Source organism: Paenibacillus sp. F4 (assembly GCF_002894905.1).
Lineage (GTDB): Bacteria > Bacillota > Bacilli > Paenibacillales > Paenibacillaceae > Paenibacillus > Paenibacillus polymyxa_B.
The window spans coordinates 312,895-332,852 of sequence record NZ_POVS01000014.1; the positions used below are offsets into that span (position 1 = coordinate 312,895).

Sequence of the window (19,958 nt, forward strand, 5' to 3'; positions counted from 1 at the left end):
ATTCAGGATGAAACCCCGCTCGGACGAACTGCCACCTCAAAAGCTTCGCGAATCCGGTCATAATCCGCCTGCGGCAACGCAAGTCTAGGCGGACGTGTCGGGCCGACCGGAAATCCAGCCAGCTCCATCATATATTTGATGGACTGTACCAATTGTGGGCTGGCATCATAGTGGAACAGCGGCAGCAGCCTGCGATACAACGCGGACGCTTCCGCCATATTTCCCGCCTGCGCAAGCCGGAACAGCTCCACCCCTTCCTTGGGCAGCGCATTCGGTACTCCCGAAATCCAGCCTGTCGCGCCGAACAATGCCCCCTCCATTGCCAGATTATCCACTCCAACCATGACCTCCAGCTCCGTCTGGTCCAAAATAGCGTGAATACGCCGTACATCACCGGAAAATTCCTTGACTGCTACGATATTTTCAATTCGCGACAAGTCCGCAAGAATATCTGGAGTCAAGTCAACCTTGTAATCATGGGGGTTGTTATACGCAATGATCGGCAAGCCCACCTCCGATAATGCTTCATAATGGGCCGTTACCTCGTGAGGCAGTGGATTGTAATTAATGGGCGGCAGTGCCATAACACCCGCAGCCCCGGCATCCTTCGCATGCTGAATCCAATGCACCGCCTGTTTGGTGGACGGAGCCGCCGAACCGACAACAACCGGGACACGCCCTGCCGCAGCGTCAATTACGGTATGCACAACCTGCGACCGTTCCTCCGGGGACAAAGCCGCATATTCTCCCAGCGATCCCGTAGGAACCAGTCCGCTAATGCCGCTTGCAATCAGATGCTCGCACAGCTCGATCAGACGCTTATGGTCTACCTCCAGCTCTGCCGTGAACGGTGTAACCAAGGCCACATATACACCTTCAAAACGTGCCATATGCTCACCAACCCTTTCCCATCTTTATTTTCATACTCAGCATTCGGGAATGATGCAAAATGCTCACATCAGCAAAAAACCTTCTTTAAGCGGGTCCTCGGGGTCCAACACAAATTGATGATGTCCCGTCACCCAAGCCGAACCTGTAATTTGTGGAATGACTGCCGGATAAGGACCTATCTGCGTCTCACCCACGATTTCAGCCCGAAACATGGAACCTGTGATGCTTTCATGTACAAACGGCTCATTTAAGCCCAGTTTTCCCTTGGCGTGCAGCACCGCTACCTTGGCCGAGGTTCCTGTGCCACAAGGAGAACGATCGATACCTCCCGGTGGGATGACGACGACATTGCGGCAATCGGCCTGTGGAGCCACAGGCTCCCCATAAAATTCAATATGCGTCAATCCTTGAATAACCGGATTTTCAGGATGTACTACCTCAACAACAGCATTCACTGCCTCCCGAATCTGCACTGCTGTTCGTACAATTTTTGCCCCATTGCTCTGCTCCAGTGCAAGACCGATGGAAGCCGCCTCTACAATGCCGTAAAAGTTGCCTCCATACGCAATATCCAGCGTGACTTGACCGATATCCTCTACCTGGACCTCAACCTCACGGCGGTACACAAAAGAAGGGATGTTTGTGAACGTTACTTGTCGCACCTTGCCCGCATCCACCTCCAGCCGCACTTGAACCGGGCCTGCCGGAGTGTCCAGCAATATCGATTTTTTATCCGCAGCAATCAGCCCGCCTTCCATCAGCGCTGTACATACTCCAATCGTATCGTGACCGCACATCGGTAAATAGCCGCCAGTCTCTATAAAGACCACACCCATATCTGCACCTGGATGACAAGGTTCTGTTAAAATGCAGCCCGACATCACCTCATGCCCTCGCGGCTCGAACATCAGCAGACGGCGAAAATCGTCATGATGTGCTGCCATATAAGTCATTTTTTCCAGCATCGTACGACCTACCAGCTTAGGCGCACCGTGAATAACCGTCCGCGTCGGATTGCCTCCCGTATGGGTATCAATGGTAGTAATTCTGCTCAGTACACTCATCCGGTTACCTCCCCATGAACCTCGTGGCTGGTAAAAGCCTCCCCAAATCGGTCATATCGCAGCGGCTCCACTGGAATACAAGTGGATTCACCGCGTACCATTTCGGTCACCAGCTTCCCCGTAACCGCCGCAAGACTAATGCCATCCCCCTCATGGCCAGAAGCGATATACAGCCCCGGTACTTCGTCCATCGCTGATACAATTGGCAAATGATCAGGTGTCCATGGACGCAAGCCGGTATACGCCCGCATCAGCGGTACATTGGCTAAAGCAGGAAAAAAGCGAATGGCTCTGCGGGCGATTAAGCGAATCACCTGCTGATCGACACGTGTGTCCATATCGACGAACTGACGGCTGCTGCCGATCAGAATGTTTTGGGATGCGGTTGGCTCGAATACCAGCGCTACACCGTATTTTTCATAAAGCTCATCCACACACCGCTGACCGCCAAACTTGCTCATCAGATAGCCGAACTCCATTACCTTGCGGTTGCCAATGGAAGGCATTCGAGCAGACACCAGTATATGTCCTTTACGCGGTATAATCGGAAGGTCCAAACCGAGTGAATGACCCATGCTGCGTGTCCATACACCTGCCGCCAATACCACTGCACCTGCATGGATAACGCCATTAGGCGTCTCCACCCCGCGGACGTTCCCCCTTTCGTCCTGAAGGATGGACTGTATCGGTGTGCGGGGCAGTAGCCTCGCTCCCATCCGACGCGCGGCCTCGGCCAGTGCATACGTCATCAACACCGGATTCACAGTGGAATCTGTCGCACACTCCAGCCCGCCCGGCAAATCTTTGGCCAAATGTGGCCATTCCTCTCGCAAATCCTGCTGATCCAGCATGCGAAACGGAAGTCCTTCCTGCTGCTGGCGGGCTACCCACTGCTCAGCCGCTTGCATCTCCTGATCGTTTTCACAGACCAGAATACTGCCAGGCGCACGATACTCAAACTCATCCTCCAGTTCCCTAGCCAGCTCTGCCACCAGCTCCTGCGATACCAACGACATTCGACTGTCAAAACCGGGCTCTTTATCAATTGCCAATATATTTCCATCACAACGGGACGAAGTGCCTCCAGCAATCTCCCCTCGCTCAGCCAGCACGACCTTCATACCGGACTTAGCCGCATAATAAGCGATGGCTGTACCGATGATTCCGCCGCCTACAATGACCAGATCCGCGGCATCATGTTTCATTCGCTTCCCTCCCTTCGACCGTTTTAATCTGTTTGTGAGGTATTCTTTACAGCTTGAGCGTAAAGCTTTGTTTCACAGGCTTGCTCAGCTCATCATAATCCCGCAGCTGTACGGTGAACGTATACGTCTTGTTGCCTGCTCCGCTGCCTGCTGTTCCGCTAATCGTTCCTGTAAAGCGGTCCAGTGTGAACCCTGCGGGCAGTTGACCGCCTGTCACCGTCCAATCGTAAAATGGAACGCCTCCCTTGGCCTCCAGCTTGGCCGTGTACGCTTTGCCTTTGACAGGTGCTGGCAATTCCTTCGTCATGATTTCTGGCGCGAGGAAAGGAGTCAGGTCCTTACGCAGCGGCCAGCCTGCTTTTTCTGCTACCAGCAGCGAAAGCTTCGTGTTCATCCAGCGCTGGGTCGGGAACAGATGGCGCCAGCCTCCATTTTGACCGCTCAATCGGTCGACTTCTGCAAGCTCTCCGGAGAGATGATAGCTGTCGTCCAATGCAGCTGGTCTGTGCTGATAATCCATAATATCCGGGTCATTGCCCGCCGCTTCCTTCAATGCTTTGACACCCGGGAATGTGTCGCTGAACACAATCGCATGACCGAATTCATGCATGATCAGCCCATGCACATCCGTCACCTTGGACAGATCGGATTGATACCATTCTTCATCGTCCACGGATGTGAATGGAATCGCATCATCATAGAAATCCAGAATCAAACTATAGGAACGGTTCAGGTTCCCCGGGACGGTCACACCGTTACGTGTATGATAATTGCCGTTCGTGGCTGGAAAGCCCGTAGAATAAGGCCCGTTCAGCCCTCTCATAAACACCCACATGCCTTTGTAGGGCTTATCATTTGTCACCTGTATTTCATTTTGCCAGTCGTCTCCTGGCAGATGGTTTACCTCCGCGTTGGCAGGAACCTCATCGAAAGGAGCCAGATCAAAGAAATAGAACCAGTCCTTTACCGCCAGCTCTGCGGCTTTTTTGGTAGCCGCATCATTGAAATAAGGCATGATCGTATCGAAGCGGTAATCAAAATGGAGAGGGACTGTGGGCTCTTTATTATCGTCCTGATCCAACACGCGAATTGGAATGGACTGAGTAGTCGTGTGACCATCATTTCCAGCAACGGACATAGACAGCGTATAGTTCTCTATTTCACCGTTTCCTCCAATCCGGTCAGGATGGATGGCTAGCCGAAAATCTTTTTCCTCCTGTGCATTGGCAAAAGTCAGCGTTTTGCTTGCACCTTGCGCTGACAACGTACTTGGCAGATCCATCATCAGCCGGGACGTGCCCTGCGCATTTAACGTAACCGTTAACGGAAAAGCAGCATCCGCTGGCGGCTTCACTTTTAGCTTCACATACGGGTTCGCCAGATATCCTTGCCAATCAACCAGATCTATACCATAATCGTTCACCGTCCGACTAAAGATGTCGATGACTTTTACATCCGACTCCGCCTCGGCATAAGCCTGTTGACCCGGAATAGCTGGTGTCAAAGCCACAATGAGAGAAGCCGCCAGCGCAGTCAGCCATATTTTGGTGTGTCTTTTATGCGTGTTCATTTGATCCCCTCCATCTCATTTTTGAATGACTTGCAAACTATGGACAGTTACCTATAACGCCACTGCGTTTTATAATAAAAGCAGTTCCTTAGGCGAAGAGGTCAGTACCTTGACACCGTCATCTGTGATCAGCACATCGTCCTCAATCCGAACCCCGCCGAAGCCTGGGATATAAATTCCCGGTTCCACGGTAATGACGTGACCCGGTACGAGCACCGACTTACTTTCGCGGGACAGCCGTACCTGCTCGTGAATTTCCAGACCAAAACCGTGGCCCAGCCCGTGACCGAACTGCTCCCCATAGCCGTAAGAAGCAATCACATCCCGCCCCAGACTGTCTCCCTCCCAACCGCTTATGCCGGGGCGAAGCCCTGCAATCGTCTTCATATTTGCCTCCAGCACAATGGCATACAATTTCTCATGTCGTTCTGAGGGCTGGCCTACGAATACGGTACGCGTGATATCGGATAGATAACCACGCACATTTGCGCCAAAATCCATTGTGACGAACTCGTTCTGACCAATTTCCTTGTCACTGGCCAGTCCGTGCGGCAGCGCCGAACGCTCACCTGAAGCGACAATGAACGCAAAACCGCCTGATTCCGCGCCTGCGAGCCGAAGCTGATATTCCAGTTCCGCCGCAATCCGCCGCTCTGTAACTCCAGGCTTAATACAATTCAGCACCTCCGTGAAGGCAGCATCGGTAATACGCGCAGCTTCGCTAATGGTGCGAATCTCTTCTTCGTCTTTCACATCGCGCAGCCGTTCAATGACATCCTCCGTTTGCACGTACTCCAACGAGCCCAGCTCGACTTGAAGCTGTCCCGACTGTTGAAGTGAGACATGCCTGCTCTCCAAACCCAGTCTGTGGACACCCAATTTACTTGTGAGATCGGCCACGGTTTGGAAGATTTGCGCCTCATGCCGAATCACTGAATATTCCACTGCCTGATCTGTTGCCTGCATCATATAGCGGAAATCCGTCACTAAAAAAGCCTCTTCCTGCGTAACAAGCGCAATTCCAGCGGAGCCTGTAAATCCGGTCATATATCTTCGATTAGGCCCATGTGTAATAAGCAGTGCATCTATCCCTAGAGCCGGGAATTCCGAGCGTAACCGGGCCAGTCTGCCTGGAACACCCTGTAACGGTTTTGTCTTTTGACTCTCTTCCTCTTTCACTCGTACGCCTCCTTATTCCACATCTCTTTTCAGGGCATATGCCTTAGAACACTCTCTCCACTTGCTTTGAACACATGTATGCTCTTCTCGCTGCCGCATTCCCGTAAGTCCTGTGCCCAATTCTCCGTCTCTTTTTCAAGCACATCAGCGCGTCCCAGCTTCCTTTTAGCCTTTGATCCCTGTTAATGTGATGCCTTCGATAAAATAGCGTTGACCGATAAAAAATATCAGGACGATGGGAGCCAAAATCGTGCTGGAAGCCGCCATCAGGTAAGGCCAGTTGGTATTGTTCAATCCCCGAAAAGTCGCTAGCCCCAGCGCTAGCGTAAAATGCTTTTCGTCACTTAAGTAAATAATCGGGCCCAAAAAATCGTTCCACACATCAATAAATGTAAATATTCCGATCACGATCAATGCAGGTGAAGATAAAGGAATAATGACGCGCCATAGTACAGTCAGAGGCGTACCTCCGTCCATATAAGCCGCTTCGTCCAAATCGCGTGGAATCGTCAGCATGAATTGTCGCATCAAAAAGATGTTAAACGCCCCTCCACCAAACCATGCAGGAACAATCAGCGGCAGAAATGTATTCAGCCCGCCCAACTCACGCCACATGACGAAAGTGGGTATTAGCGTCACCGCGTAAGGCAGCATCATCGACCCGATCAGCAGGGAAAAAATCAGATTACGTCCAGGCCAGCGCAGGCGGGCAAAGGTAAACGCCGATATAATCGAGGTCAACATCACTCCTGCCAGCACACATACCTCAATCATGAACGTATTCATAAAATACCTGCCGAACGGTACTGAAGTCAGCGCTTCCGGGTAATTGCTCCATTGAAAAGGAGAGGGTATCCACTCTGGCGGGAACACGAAAATTTGCGATGTCCCCATCAGAGAGCTACGAATGAGCCATGCAAATGGCAACAGCATTAAAACACTGCCTATAATTAAAACGATATACAGTACAACACGGCTGATTGGGAATGGTTTGGAACGGGTGGCGGTAGCAGGACTTCGGGAGCGTTCAGGCTGTGGAAGCGGATGTTGTGGTGTTTCTGAAGGATTGACAGAAGAAGTGACCTGATTCATGAACGTTCCCCTCCTTCATAGTGGACCCACTTTTTGGATGTGGAGAAAATCAGAACCGTTAGCACCATGATGACGAAAAATAAGATCCAGGCCAGCGCTGAGGCGTAGCCGATTTTAGTCTCCGTAAAGGCCGTACGCCACAAGTAGAACACATAGAACAGGGTTGAATTGTTAGGTCCCCCGTTGGTCATGACATACGCCTGATTGAAGGCCTGAAAGGTGCTGATTAAAGACATGACCAGATTGAAGAAAATGGTTGGTGTCATCGAAGGAATGGTAATGTGAAAAAATTTGTGCCACCTATTGCCGCCGTCTACCTCAGCTGCTTCATACAGATGGGTGGGAACCGACTGAAGTCCCGCCAAAAAGATAATGACTGTGTTCCCGATCCCCCAGGTGCTCATCATGATCAGCGAGGGTATTGCAGTGTTCTCGTCATAAATCCATTTGCTCCCCGGCAGTCCAACGCTCTCCAACAGCGAATTTAACAGACCAAAATCCGGGTTGAACATCCATAGCCACAGCATCGTGTTGGCAATACTCGGTACAATGGTAGGTAAATAATAAATCGTGCGGAACACCGACAAACCCTTCACCTTTTGATTTAATAACAGCGCAATGATAAAAGCTGCCGCCAAGCCTAGAGGTACGCTGCCCAGTGCATAATATGTGGTCACGAACATGGATTGGGAAAAGGTAGCATCCTCGGTCAAAATAGTTCGGTAATTGTCCAATCCGATAAAGGTCATCTGTCCACCAATCGTCCAATCGGTTAAGCTGAATACGAACGAGGCCGCGATCGGTCCAATTGTAAATATCATTAATCCGAGGATGGCAGGAAGCGCGAATAGCAGACCCCAGTTTCGCTCCATACGCATCATTCCTGATTTTGGTCGCTTCATGGGCCGATCTCCTTTCGCAGCTGTCCCGCCGCATTATTCATCCGGGTATACCCCTTGAAGCAATGGCTGAATGATGGGCTCCAGTTCATCCAGCGTCTGCTGCGGCGTCTTCTTGTTCGTCCAGATCAGATCCAGCCCTGGGGTCAGCTTGGAACCGATATCAGGCCAGTTGCGAAGGGTCGAAGTTGACGGCTTAATCGCATAATCTCTGGCATACTCAATGCCTGCCTTTTGAAATTCCGGTGGATGTGCGGCATTATTCGTCCATGACTGGATGGCCTGCTCATCGGTATAATATTTTTCCTCGATAGGCATCCAAAGACCGGACTTGAACAAATCCACCTTTTCGGGATTGTTATGGTACAAATAAAATTCGAGCGCTTCCTTCGGGTGCTTGGTGCTCTGGAAAATGACCGTGGCTCCCGCAACGATCATCGTTTTGGGCTCTTTTAGCTTCGGTAGGACGCCGATACTCCATTGCAGCTGCTTGTTGTTCGAAAAATCGAGCAGGGACCATGTCCCGTCAACCACCATGGCGACCTTTCTTGTCTGAAGCCGAATCGTATTGGACGGCATGTCCTGCTGCTGGATCAAATCAGGAGAAACATGCTCCTTGAAAACCAGATCCTGCAGCTTCTGAAAAACCTCCACCGACTCAGGACTGTTCAGGGTGTACTTCTTGCCTGTTTTGTCAGTCAAACCTCCACCGTTGCTCGCTAAAAGCGGCCCCCAGGAGCTGCGGTCATTGCCGAAGGCAAAGCCGTATTGCACAATATTTTTCGGATCAAATCCACTGTCTCCCGGATGCTTGCCGTTCTGATCCTTGGTCAGCTTTTTGGCAATTTCCAGAAATTCATCCCATGTCCACGCTTTTTGAGGATGAGCCGGAGGGACGGGTACCCCTGCTTCTGTAAACAACTCCTTGTTGTAAAATAACTGCATCACTTCCAATGCGGTGTAATTTCCGATAGACTTGCCAGGTTCGCTGTAGAGATAGGAGGATTTGAGCTTGTTTTTTAATTCGGGATATTCGTCATAATAAGAGGATAAATCCAGGAGTCTGCCTTCACTTGCCCATTTCATCGTGAGCGAATCGCCCAAGTAGGCGATATCAGGAAGCTGATTGGCAGCCATTAACGTGTTAATTTTCGTCGTGTAGTCACCAGGGACATGCTCGCCCTTCACCCGGATGTTCGGGTGGGATGCATTAAAGCTTTGAATCATTTTTTCCATCGCCTGCTTCTCGTCATTGCTTCCCCAGTACATGAACTTGAGTTCGACCGCATTGGGATTAGCCGGTTCGCCAGCGTTACCACTGCAAGCCGTCAGTCCTGTCAACATCGCCGTCATCACGAGAGCCATCCATGTCCGCAACCTTCGTTTCAGCAAATCAACCGGCCCCTTCCTGAACTGGTTTCTCCTTACAAGCCTATTATGCGCCGAGAGCCCAGAGCCGACCACCCAACGACTCCAGACTCTCTTTGTTTTGGTATGATTTTTTTAACAGCGCGTTTACAAAAATGTTTTACGAAACTCCGTCGGGGTCAGTCCGGTATGCTTTTTAAAGGCAATGCTAAAATAGTTGGTATCTGTGAATCCCACAACCTCCGCTACCTCCGCCACCTTGCGATTCGGGTCCAGCAGCAGTTCTCGGGCTCGCTCAAAGCGAACACGCGTCTGGTAGTCGGCGAAGCTTTCACCTGTAACTTGCTTGAAACGGGCACTCAAATACTTGGGGCTCATATTCATGTACTCTGCCAGACGGTTCAGCCCGCCATCCTCCTGAAGATGCTCCCGAATCCATTCCTTGGCCCGTTGGAATTTGCGTGGAATGCCCTTCTCGCGTGATTCTCGGACATGGCGACCCACTCGGACAAAATAGCGCGATACATAATCAATCATCTCGGGCCCATGCCGCAATCGGGACAGCTCCAACAACGGGTCCTGTTCCTGCATGGACGTTTGTCCTACAGATGCATCACTCTGGACGATGCGCATGACGAACAGGACGAGCTGAGTGACGATCATTTTCACCTGCTTGACAGGCAAGCCCGCCAATTGTCCTGACCATTCCTGTAAAATCGCATGTACGGCAGCATCATTGCCGGCTCGAATTTCCGTAATCATCAGCAGTTCCTTCTCCAGTAATTGACTGCTGTTCGGCTCGGCCGTCTGAATGCTCTCATAGGGGATGATCTGGCTATAGCCCACCCACCCCCGATGCTCCGCCGCTTGCACAGCTTCCTCATACGCTTCGGGAAGTTGCTCCATCCGTTGTACGGGACGGCTAATCCCGATGGACACGCCCAGGCTCAATCGTTCCTGCACGGCCTGACGAATCTGCTGTGCCGTCCGCTCCGCCGCCCTGCAAGATGCCGTCGCCAGCAGCACAACACGCCGATCGCGGGAAACCGCCGCACCATGCGCCTTCGCCCCGGCTGCTGCTGCAGCCTCCCCTGCCAGTCCGGCGAATACATGGCTGCTTTTATGCATGGAACCGTGTGGCTTGCTAGTGGCGGTTGCCTCCTGCTGCGACGCCTCCTCCAGCTCGCAGCACAGCACGGTATAAGGCGGCCCATTCGTCTCTCCGAAAAATCCCAGCCCGTCCATCTCCCGAATGACCTCGGCTGCAGGACGCCGTTGCTGGAGCAAATCCAGCAGTAGATGCTCCCTGTACAATGGCTCCAAAGAACGATGGCGGTGAATGGCATCCTCCTCGCTTCTTCGCCATTGTGCAATGCGATCCTCAGCCCGGCTCAATGCCGCTTCAAAATCCCCGCTGGTCACCGGCTTGAGCAAATAATCGACCGCTTGAAGCGAAACTGCCTGACGAATATACGTCATAGATTCGTACCCTGTTAGAAATAATAACGGGGTCCGCTGATCCTTTTCCCGAATGGTTTTTGCTACGTCCAGTCCACTCATATCCGGTAAATTAATATCCAGTAAAATCATGTCCGGTCGCTGCTCCGTATACAAACGTAATGCCGTTGCGCCGTCCTCCGCCACATCACTGACTTCCACTGACAGGCCACTTTCCGCCACCATCAGCTTCAGTCCTTCCCGAATATGATATTCGTCGTCCACAATCAGCAGCCGGTACATGCCATCCTCCCCTTTCTTATTCGGTTCGAATGGGTGCCAGTAAGGTAACCGAGGTGTACTGACCCGGCTCGCTTGTCACGGACAGTCCATATTGCGGACCATAATGCCGAAGACGTTCATGCACATTGCGCAGCCCAAAGCCAATAGCACTCCCCCGTTCTGCATCTAGCGACTTCCGGATATCGTTCAGACGCTCGACTCCAATACCGCCCCCATCATCACTGACCGTCAAACGCAACATATCCCCTTCCCTTGTACCGGATAACATGATATAGCCACGGTCGGTGCGCCCTTTTAAGCCGTGGTAAATAGCATTTTCAACGAGTGGCTGGAGGATCAGTTTGGGTACATAAAATCCGCAAATATCCTCCTCTACCTCGCAAATCCATTCGAACGAATTCCTAAACCTGAACTGCTGCACCTTCACATAGGCGCTTACATGCTCGACTTCCTGTCCCAAACTGATTTGCTCTCGGCCATAACTTAGCGAAATGCGAAAGCATTTACCGAAGGCACCGATTACCTCTGCCATATCCCGTTGCCCATTCGCCAATGCCATTCCCTTCAGTGATTCTAACGTGTTGTACAAAAAATGCGGATTAATCTGCGCCTGAAGCGCGCGGAACTCCGCTTGCTTACGCGACAGCAATGCTTCGTAGACCTGACCGTACAGTTCATGATTTTTTTGCATCATATGAAGAAAACGCTCCCCGATCTGCCCTACCTCATCCTTAGGATTAAAAACAACGGAAGTAGGAGCTTCGAAAGCTTGGGCTGAGCCTGTAGCGCTCACACTCCCATCGACCGCCATCAATCGACTCAATTGAAGCAGGGGGCGACGAATCGTGTCACTCAGCCGATAAGACAACATCCAGCCCAGCATCAATGCAATCAAAAAAGTCCAGATGGTCCAGGCGCCAATTTTCCGCGCATCCTCGAACAGCACGGACTGATCAACTTTTTGCAGCAACGTCCATTGTCCTTCATTTAACGGGCCGTAAGAGATCATCGTCTGGCGGCCGTTCCATGTTCTCCAGTCCTTCGTAAGCACAGGCCTATCCACAGCCGATTTGGCAATCTGCCGCAATAGCGCTTGATCCGCAACACCCTGCTCCGGCAATCGGTATACAGGCTCGCCCTCCTGATCCAGCACCCACATCTGGGTATTGCCATCTGTTTCATGAAAAGCAAGCCCCCGAAACAGACTGGCCTTGTCGATTTCCAGCAGCAAAAATCCGAGGGGTGCATAATCTCCAGTCGTTTTTCGGAGCAGTTTCCCCACATAGATGCGATCCTCCGCCATCCCGCGTCCTGATTCAAACGGCGAATGAGCCATCCACATCATGGGCCGCTCAGCGAGCAGGCGGCGATAGTACACACGTGCTTCCTCTAATGTAGGAAGGCCGCCAAAACGGACCGAAACATTCCCTTGATAGAGAGAATGCTTGAGCCCGCCATTGGCGGCATATATGAGAGAGGACGTGATATACGGCTTGGTCTGGGTTTGCGTACGGACAACCATACTGAGTGTTTCATCGTTCCGTAAATATTCATAATCATCTTCCGGCTTGGTCTCCAGCGTAGACTGCACATCAGGATTGCTGAGAATGGAATTGGTCAGATCATTCAAATCGGAGAGCGTCGCATTGACGTAATTTTCACTCATTTGCCGGGACTGCATAGCCAGCGCTTCTGACTTCTCACCAAGGGAATGGGCCGCGATCCGGTAAAAGGTAAAGGTCAGTACCACCATCGGAATGACGGTGAGTACCAGCGTCAGTACAATGAATTTCCCACGGATTGTAGGAATCCCGGCGAACTTTTGACGACCACGGCCTCCCATTCATCTGCCTCCCTTACACATAGGCTGGGAGCCATGTCCCGTGGGCTGCAATCAGGTCATCACACAGAGAAACGATATCATCCATGGACAGCTCTGCGGACGTGTGCGGGTCCAACATAGCAGCATGATAAATGTGCTCCTTTTTCCCGGTGATTGCAGCTTCAATCGTTAACAGCTGGGTATTAATATTCGTCCGGTTCAGCGCTGCGCATTGGGGTGGCAAATCCCCGACAAAGGTTGGCGTAACCCCGCTACGATTCACCAGACAAGGTACCTCCACACAGGCTTCCTTCGGCAGATTGGTAATTAAGCCTGTGTTCATCACATTGCCGCCAATGGCAAAAGGCTGATTCGTTTCGATCGCCTCAAATATATAAGAGGCATACTCATTTGACCGTTCATGACGCAGATCCTGATTACCCAAAAGCTCCTCACGCATCGTTTCCCATCGTGCAATCTGGTTCACACAGCGGCGCGGGTATTCATCCAAAGGAATATTGAAGCGCTCAATCAGCTCAGGGTATGCCCGTTTGATAAAATACGGATGATACTCCGCATTATGCTCGGACGATTCCGTAATGTAATAGCCGAATTTCAGCATCATTTCAAAGCGCACCATATCCTGATGCTTTTCCTGCTGCTTAGCGGCGGCTCGTTTTTTAATCTCAGGATATAAATCTACACCGTCCTTGCTCACTGCGAGCAGCCACGCCATATGATTGATGCCTGCGATTTTTGCCTTTACACCTTCCTGCTCCAGCCCGAGGCTTTTAAACAGCTCCGGTATACATGCCTGCACGCTATGACACAGCCCTACCGTACGGACACCGCCATAAACGTTCATCACATTCGTTAGCACTGCCATCGGATTCGTGTAGTTGAGAAACCATGCATCCGGGCACACTTCGCGCACATCTGCCGCAAAATCGAGCATCACCGGAATCGTGCGTAAATTGCGGAAAATACCGCCAATGCCGACCGTATCGGCAATCGTTTGGCGCAGGCCGTATTTTTTGGGAATTTCAAAATCCGTAATTGTACACGGATCATAGCCGCCCACCTGAATGGCATTTACCACATAGGTCGCTCCACGTAGCGCTTCCTTGCGGTCAGTATAGGAGCGAATCACACAGGTGCTCCCTGTTGTTTTTTTCAAATTGGATAAAATATTTTCCGAATCTTTCAGCCTTACGGGGTCAATATCGAACAACGCCAGTTCAAAGCCCTGCAAAGCAGGCGTCAACATACAATCGCCAAGCACATTTTTAGCAAATACCGTACTGCCTGCACCCAGAAATGTAATCTTGCTCATACTTTTTCCCCCATTCACCTTTTTGTTCGCGGTTTTGCACCTCAAATGCAAGGATACCCACCGCCACTCTCCCCTTTATAGGAAGAAAGTGACGATGGGAAAGGTTACTCATGACTATGCGTTGTTGCCTCCCATTCAGGATACTCCCGCTGATTTAGCGGAGCTGACAGGCCGAGGCGGTAAGGCAGATGTTACCGAGGGTGTCGTAGTTGGCGGGGTTACTGAAGTTTCCGGGCTAACCGGTGTTACCGATGGAGCCGCAGCCCCTGCCTCAATCACGGTTACCTTCGCAATTGCCTCTAACTCTGTCCCCACTACTTTGCCCTTCAACTCAAACGAACCTGGAGCAGCATATTGTGCAGGGTCTATATCCTCCCATTCCACAGCCACCCATTTGGTGGAGCCTTCTCCATACGTAGCTTCCACGACGCTTGGCAGTTCGGGTTTTTCACCGACATGTGTCGTTACATTTACTTCTTTTAACGCGGTGATTTTCTCAGTTGCCGCCAGATTCTGTGCTGTACCGGAGGCCAGACCTGCCACCTCGGTTGCATTCAAAGCACGGCTGTAGATACGGAATTCATCCACCAGACCATTGAAATATGGATCAGGGTACTGAGATTTGCCGATAAAATTATTTTTGGTCTGACCCAGACTGGTAGGATTTAAGGTCAGGTTGGTATTGCGTCCCACTTCTTTTCCATCCACGTACAAAATACCCGTGGAACCCGAAAGCGTGACCGCAACATGCTTCCATACGCCTGTCGGCAGTACAGGGCCTTCAATCGTCTGCTCCTGTCCCTGCCCGTTGCCTTGGTTGGTAATGGCAAACAGCATGGTATTTCCTGCTTTAGGCGTCAAGAACATATATTCATTCGTCCCGGAGCCGAAGTCAAAAATCCGCACATAATCGCTCAGGCTGTTCGCTTTGACCCAGCCGGATACGGTCAATTGCTGTGCACGACTGACAATACCCGCCGGAAGCTGCACATAGCTGTCTTTGCCGTTCAGGCTGACAGCATTGCCTGTTTTACCCGCAGCCCATGCAGCCGTTCCCTTCACGGCAGCATCATTGCCACTGTCCGATGAATCCGCAACCACAGAACCGCTTGTTTCATCAAACTTGTAAACTGCAAGCTGTTCAAGTAATGGTGCCGCTGGCTCAGCTACCACCGTTACTTTAGCCTCCGCTGACAACTGAGAATCGCTGGCTGTCAGCTTGAACACATACGTTCCCGGCTCGGAAACGTCCACCTTCGTGCGCAGTGATGTTTTGCTGCTGAATGTGACCTTCGCGTCCTGGGGTCCTTCGACCAGACTCCACTCGCTCGTCACCTTGCCTTGTGGAAGTCCATCATCCGTAGCCGTGCCTTTCAAAATGATTTGATCCGGCAACTTCACCTTCGAATCTTTGCCAGCATCTACGACAGGTGCCTTGTTCGGATCAGGTGTGGTCGGTGTCAGCTCTACCGTGTAGGAGGAAGCTGTACCAATCTCCAATTTAAGCTTGTTGGAAGGCGCATACGCATTAAACTTCCCTTGTGATTGACCGCCTATTTTAACTAAATACGTTCCTTTTTTCAAACCGTCAAATGTAACGTACGTGGAATGGGCTTGACCCGGCGTTTGATTTTTCAGTTGGAGCCATACGTAATCCTTGGAAGTTGCCAGCTTGGCTTCTGTATATTGGTCCTTTTCCAGCTCGATATACAGCTTTTCCGTGATCAGATTGATGCGCTTGAACAGGCCATCCAGCGGCTTGATCGTATACACGTTGCCGCTTTTGCTCACCTCTGCACCGTAGCCCGTCAATCCGAAAATAGGATCAATTGCGATATCAGCACTTAACGTTTTGAGCGCACCGAACAATCCGAGATCAGCCTCGCCGCTCATGCCGCGCCAGCCGTTAAAAAGCGGAACATTTTTACCGCCGCCAGTGCCGTTCGTGCCGTTATTGCCTTTTTCCGCTTGATACGTCCATGCGACCGCCCCGATGTTTTCAGGGTCCGAGCTGATTTGCCCGGAGTTAATCGCTCCGACATTGGCAATTTTAGCTGCATAGGACAACCGTTGTTGTTCCTCACGGTGATTGTCCTCATGATGGCGAATCCAGTCATCCATCGCATATCCAGCAAGCGAAGTCGTGTACTGGAAGTTAAACCAGTTCTCCCCGGTAATCGTCACCGGATCGGTGTAGTAGTACCATACGGGCATGTGACCGCGTGCCGCACGGGTTTTGGCATTAATTTTACTCATCATTTCCAGGGCTTTGCTTTGCTCGCCCTCTGTATCTATATTCTGTTTGGCTAACGTATATACAGCCTCTTCCCCTGTATTGTCATAGCTATATTCAGAACCGTAAGGATACTTTGTATTTTTAAAATTGTTATATTTGCGATCCATTTTTTCCTTGAGATCATTCGCTTCATCATCATAGCCTTCATCATGAAGTGCCTGAATAATATCCGGTGTGGTCAGTTCGCCCATCAAACCTGTTTCCCAGTTGTACGCGACTGGCCCTTCATATAATGCTTTGAAAATGTTATACGCCCGCAGCAAATAGGTTTCCTTTGGATGCTTGTAAGTGACAAGATCCGGGTATTCCTTGGCAATCTTGTACATGCTGAAATACGTGTTGTATACGTGCGGATACGCATACCCTCGATAGGTCGGTGTATCGTTAGGCTCCGGCATCAAGAAATCATGAATTAAATAATCCTCATGATGTCCATTCATCAGGTTCGTCCAGATCGCCGTCTCCAAATAATCGTCTACTGCCCGCACCTCTTTGGCGACGGGAGACAGTGTGTTTTTCTCAGCCAGGAACTGTCCGTGCGTCAGACCCCAATCGTCTCCCCAGCCCCAATAGCCATTGAAAATGTTCCGTTTGGATTTGGTATGCATCATCCAATCATCAAATACCTTGTCGCGCAGATCACCCGGTACATTCCATTGGGTTTTGTCGACCATAAATGTAGCGTGCCGTTGCAACGCCTGATCAATCGGCTCGATGGCATAGAACTGTAAAACCGTTTTATTACCGTTGCCGTATTCTACCGTGACGAAGTTCGGGCCCAGCTTAGTAAATTTCAATTCATAAATGTGATGTCCTCCGGTCTTGCTATCCGTCTCCGGAATAACGGTTCCGTCTGGATAGGTTACTTTGCTGATCGCCTGCTTGGAGCGCAGGTCCACCTTCGCCTTTTGATTCGTAGGCACGATCATACCCGGTACGACTGTTGTATCCACCAAGTCTTCTTGGTACAACGTATCTTTCACATCATGCTCGTCCTTCACCGCTAGAAACTTGAAACCATAGTTTTTGCTTTGACCAGGATTCAGGATCAGGCTTGTATTGGGCAAATACCCCCGATTGGTGGACTTGATGACATTGGAATGAATATAAAATACATTGAGTCCTTCCAGCCATTTGCCTTCGTTGGCCGGGTTCCAGGCCCATTTGCTGCCCGGATGCTCCTCATCCCGCCAGTGATCCTGATACTCAAAGCCCGCACCCGTTGAGGAATCAGGAATCAGCAGCAGGGAAGAACCAATGCCGCTGGGACGCCCAGCTGTAATATAGGAGCTGTTATTGCCGACAAAGGAATGCGTCACCACTCTAGTTTCGTAGATCGCATCACCGTTGGTCCACTGCTCATTAAAAGGCAGAGGCAAACCGAAATCGCCAATCTCCAGTTTTTTTCCACTTGTATTCTGCACCTGTATATTCCACAACACCGAACCATTCGACTCTGCCGAATACGTTTCGATGACTTTAAAATTGCGTATGCCTTCTGCATTAGTAGAATTCTCGTACGTGACAGTGACACGGTTACCACTGGTTGTGATCTTACGTGCGTCTGCCGACTTGTTCGTCCATGCCTTCGTCCAGCTGCCTCCATCCAATCGGTACGTGAACATCAACTCCCCTAGCCACTGATGATCCGCGGTGTTCTGTTCAGGTGTTACCGTTGCGTTCATGACATACTCTGTCGGGAAAGCATCTCCCTTGATACGTATGGATGAAATTTCTCCATGCTCCCCTGTCTGAATCGTCAGCTTGTCATTGGATAGTTCATGGGCCTCTGCCGTATGCGTCCCAAACAACACAGACGCTGTGGTTAAAAACAAAAATGCCGCCAATATTCCCTTAAATTTCATCAACACGGCCTCCTTTTGGATCTCGGGGTCCTGATTTGCTTGCCAATCACCTGAAGTCTCTTCATTTCGCTGTAACCTCCTTGGAAATGTAAGCGCTACAACTCTATTGTACAAATCCTGGTCCATTGGTAAAATCAACATTTTCAACCGATTTATATAGGATTTCAACCTAATAAGGGGATACTGTTAGATTGGCAATCAACCAAGCTATGACAGATTTTTCTGAATTAAGATTATAGAGGATGGAGAAACAGGAAATTTAGATAGAGAGCAAGGGAGGCATTTTTAGATATATCGGGGTTTGATCAGATTATACAAACGGACACCGTGAAACTGAGAAATTTATTTTGAGTTGCTGTAGTGGGGAATCGTTACGTTGGTTTTCCAGATGCGAAGATATTTATTTAATAGATTCGTTCCTAAGGTAGAATTTGGAGTCTATGTATGTAAAGAATCTTTGGGGTAGAGTATGAGGAAAAATCTGCTGAAAGTATCTATCGACTGGGCTGATTCCAATGGTATGCTTTGTATTGGTCAAGCCCCATTTTGTAGACAATGAAAAAGCCCTATTAACTGTAACTGAACTTCGAAAATTTCCAGACCACCACTTTATCATTGAACTATCGTTTCCCGTTAGTTCAATGTTTTAATTCTACTTTAGTCCCAAAAATTTAATTTAAGTAATTATATGTTTCGTGCTGAGGGTGCTTCTCCATAGACTGGATTACAAAACGAACTTCTACTTTGATGCGAAATCCATTCTTGGCTAGATCGATACCTTGACGGAGACGATACTGGAGCAGACAAATAAATAAGTTTACTAAGGAAACCGTAGAATGCATGACAGGAATGTCATACCTTGCGGTTTCTTTTATAAGATTCGCTTCTGCTGCCAGAAGTAGAGTATAGTAGGAGTAGTTGAAAATATATTCCAGGAGGCTACAGCCATGTCACAGGAGATCTGGATTAACCTGCCGGTCAAAGATGTTGAGAGGTCAACTGCCTTTTTCAATGAGATTGGATTCCATGCGGTGAGCATTGGTAACGAGAGATCCAAGCTTGCCATAGGCCAAACAACGATTCTGCTGTTCCCGGATGCGACGTTTGAGAAATTTACAGATTCAAAAACCGCAGATACTTCCCATACCGCAGAAGTAATATTTTCCATTGGCGCTGAAAGCAGAGAAGAAGTAGATGCCTTTATTCAAAAAGTAGAGTTTGCCGGAGGAAACATCTTTGGCAAGCCGAGTGAAATTGACGGCTGGATGTACGGTGCAGGATTTGCCGACCTGGATGGTCACCGCTGGAACCTGCTGTACATGGATGAGAGCAAAATGCCGAAACGCTAATATGAAAACGCCGGTCACCTGCTTAAGGTCACCGGCGTTTTTTATACCCCCTATAATCTCATATCTGTAATTCAAATCAAAATCATTGCTTAGAAGGAAAAATTCGGTGGGTTAAACTTATACAAAATCACCTGGATTAGCCCGTATTAATTTATTGGTCTTACATAAATAATCAATATTAACACATATTTGAACTAACCTGCCCGTTAGTTTAATAAAAAGAGCAGATTGTAACGCCTGCTCAACAATGCGTGATATTCAACTACCGTGTCCCCTTAGCTCAAA

Annotated in this window: 13 protein-coding genes; 1 reads left to right on the top strand and 12 read right to left on the bottom strand. The window is 50.0% G+C overall.

The window, feature by feature from the left end:
• Window positions 1-2 precede the first annotated feature (2 nt).
• The 12 genes from C1T21_RS16615 to C1T21_RS16670 form a co-directional block, all read right to left on the bottom strand.
• A complete protein-coding gene (locus tag C1T21_RS16615; protein WP_103049032.1) occupies window positions 3-890 on the bottom strand; it encodes a dihydrodipicolinate synthase family protein in 888 nt (295 codons plus the stop codon).
• A gap of 63 nt (window positions 891-953) precedes the next feature.
• Window positions 954-1,955 carry a proline racemase family protein gene (locus C1T21_RS16620; protein WP_103049033.1) on the bottom strand — a complete coding sequence of 334 codons (1,002 nt, stop codon included), beginning with the start codon at window positions 1,953-1,955 and terminating at the stop codon, window positions 954-956.
• Entirely contained in the window at window positions 1,952-3,160 is a 1,209-nt protein-coding gene (locus C1T21_RS16625) for an NAD(P)/FAD-dependent oxidoreductase (protein WP_103049034.1), read from the bottom strand. The genes C1T21_RS16620 and C1T21_RS16625 overlap by 4 nt, the downstream gene beginning before the upstream one ends.
• A 46-nt stretch (window positions 3,161-3,206) precedes the next feature.
• Complete coding sequence (locus tag C1T21_RS16630; RefSeq protein WP_103049035.1) at window positions 3,207-4,730, bottom strand: Ig domain-containing protein; 1,524 nt, start codon at window positions 4,728-4,730, stop codon at window positions 3,207-3,209.
• Between the two features lie 69 nt (window positions 4,731-4,799).
• The gene (locus C1T21_RS16635; RefSeq protein ID WP_103049036.1) at window positions 4,800-5,909 is read right to left on the bottom strand and encodes a M24 family metallopeptidase; all 1,110 of its coding nucleotides are present in this window, start codon (window positions 5,907-5,909) and stop codon (window positions 4,800-4,802) included.
• A gap of 165 nt (window positions 5,910-6,074) precedes the next feature.
• On the bottom strand, window positions 6,075-7,001 hold the full coding sequence (locus C1T21_RS16640) for a carbohydrate ABC transporter permease (protein WP_103049037.1): 927 nt from the start codon (window positions 6,999-7,001) through the stop codon (window positions 6,075-6,077).
• The gene (locus tag C1T21_RS16645) at window positions 6,998-7,903 is read right to left on the bottom strand and encodes a carbohydrate ABC transporter permease (RefSeq protein ID WP_061832109.1); all 906 of its coding nucleotides are present in this window, start codon (window positions 7,901-7,903) and stop codon (window positions 6,998-7,000) included. The genes C1T21_RS16640 and C1T21_RS16645 overlap by 4 nt, the downstream gene beginning before the upstream one ends.
• A gap of 33 nt (window positions 7,904-7,936) precedes the next feature.
• Window positions 7,937-9,292 (bottom strand): ABC transporter substrate-binding protein, encoded by a 1,356-nt coding sequence (locus C1T21_RS16650; RefSeq protein ID WP_258012498.1) that lies wholly within the window; start codon window positions 9,290-9,292, stop codon window positions 7,937-7,939.
• A gap of 123 nt (window positions 9,293-9,415) precedes the next feature.
• Window positions 9,416-11,008, bottom strand: a complete 1,593-nt coding sequence (locus C1T21_RS16655) for a response regulator (protein WP_103049039.1) — start codon at window positions 11,006-11,008, stop codon at window positions 9,416-9,418.
• 16 nt (window positions 11,009-11,024) lie between these two features.
• Window positions 11,025-12,851 carry a cache domain-containing sensor histidine kinase gene (locus C1T21_RS16660; RefSeq protein ID WP_103049040.1) on the bottom strand — a complete coding sequence of 609 codons (1,827 nt, stop codon included), beginning with the start codon at window positions 12,849-12,851 and terminating at the stop codon, window positions 11,025-11,027.
• Between the two features lie 13 nt (window positions 12,852-12,864).
• A complete protein-coding gene (gene melA, locus C1T21_RS16665; protein WP_103049041.1) occupies window positions 12,865-14,163 on the bottom strand; it encodes an alpha-glucosidase/alpha-galactosidase in 1,299 nt (432 codons plus the stop codon).
• A 135-nt stretch (window positions 14,164-14,298) separates the two neighbouring features.
• The gene (locus tag C1T21_RS16670; protein ID WP_103049042.1) at window positions 14,299-18,324 is read right to left on the bottom strand and encodes a DUF5695 domain-containing protein; all 4,026 of its coding nucleotides are present in this window, start codon (window positions 18,322-18,324) and stop codon (window positions 14,299-14,301) included.
• Between the two features lie 947 nt (window positions 18,325-19,271).
• Here C1T21_RS16670 and C1T21_RS16675 point away from each other — a divergent pair.
• Window positions 19,272-19,673 (top strand): VOC family protein, encoded by a 402-nt coding sequence (locus C1T21_RS16675; protein ID WP_103049043.1) that lies wholly within the window; start codon window positions 19,272-19,274, stop codon window positions 19,671-19,673.
• Window positions 19,674-19,958 lie beyond the last annotated feature (285 nt).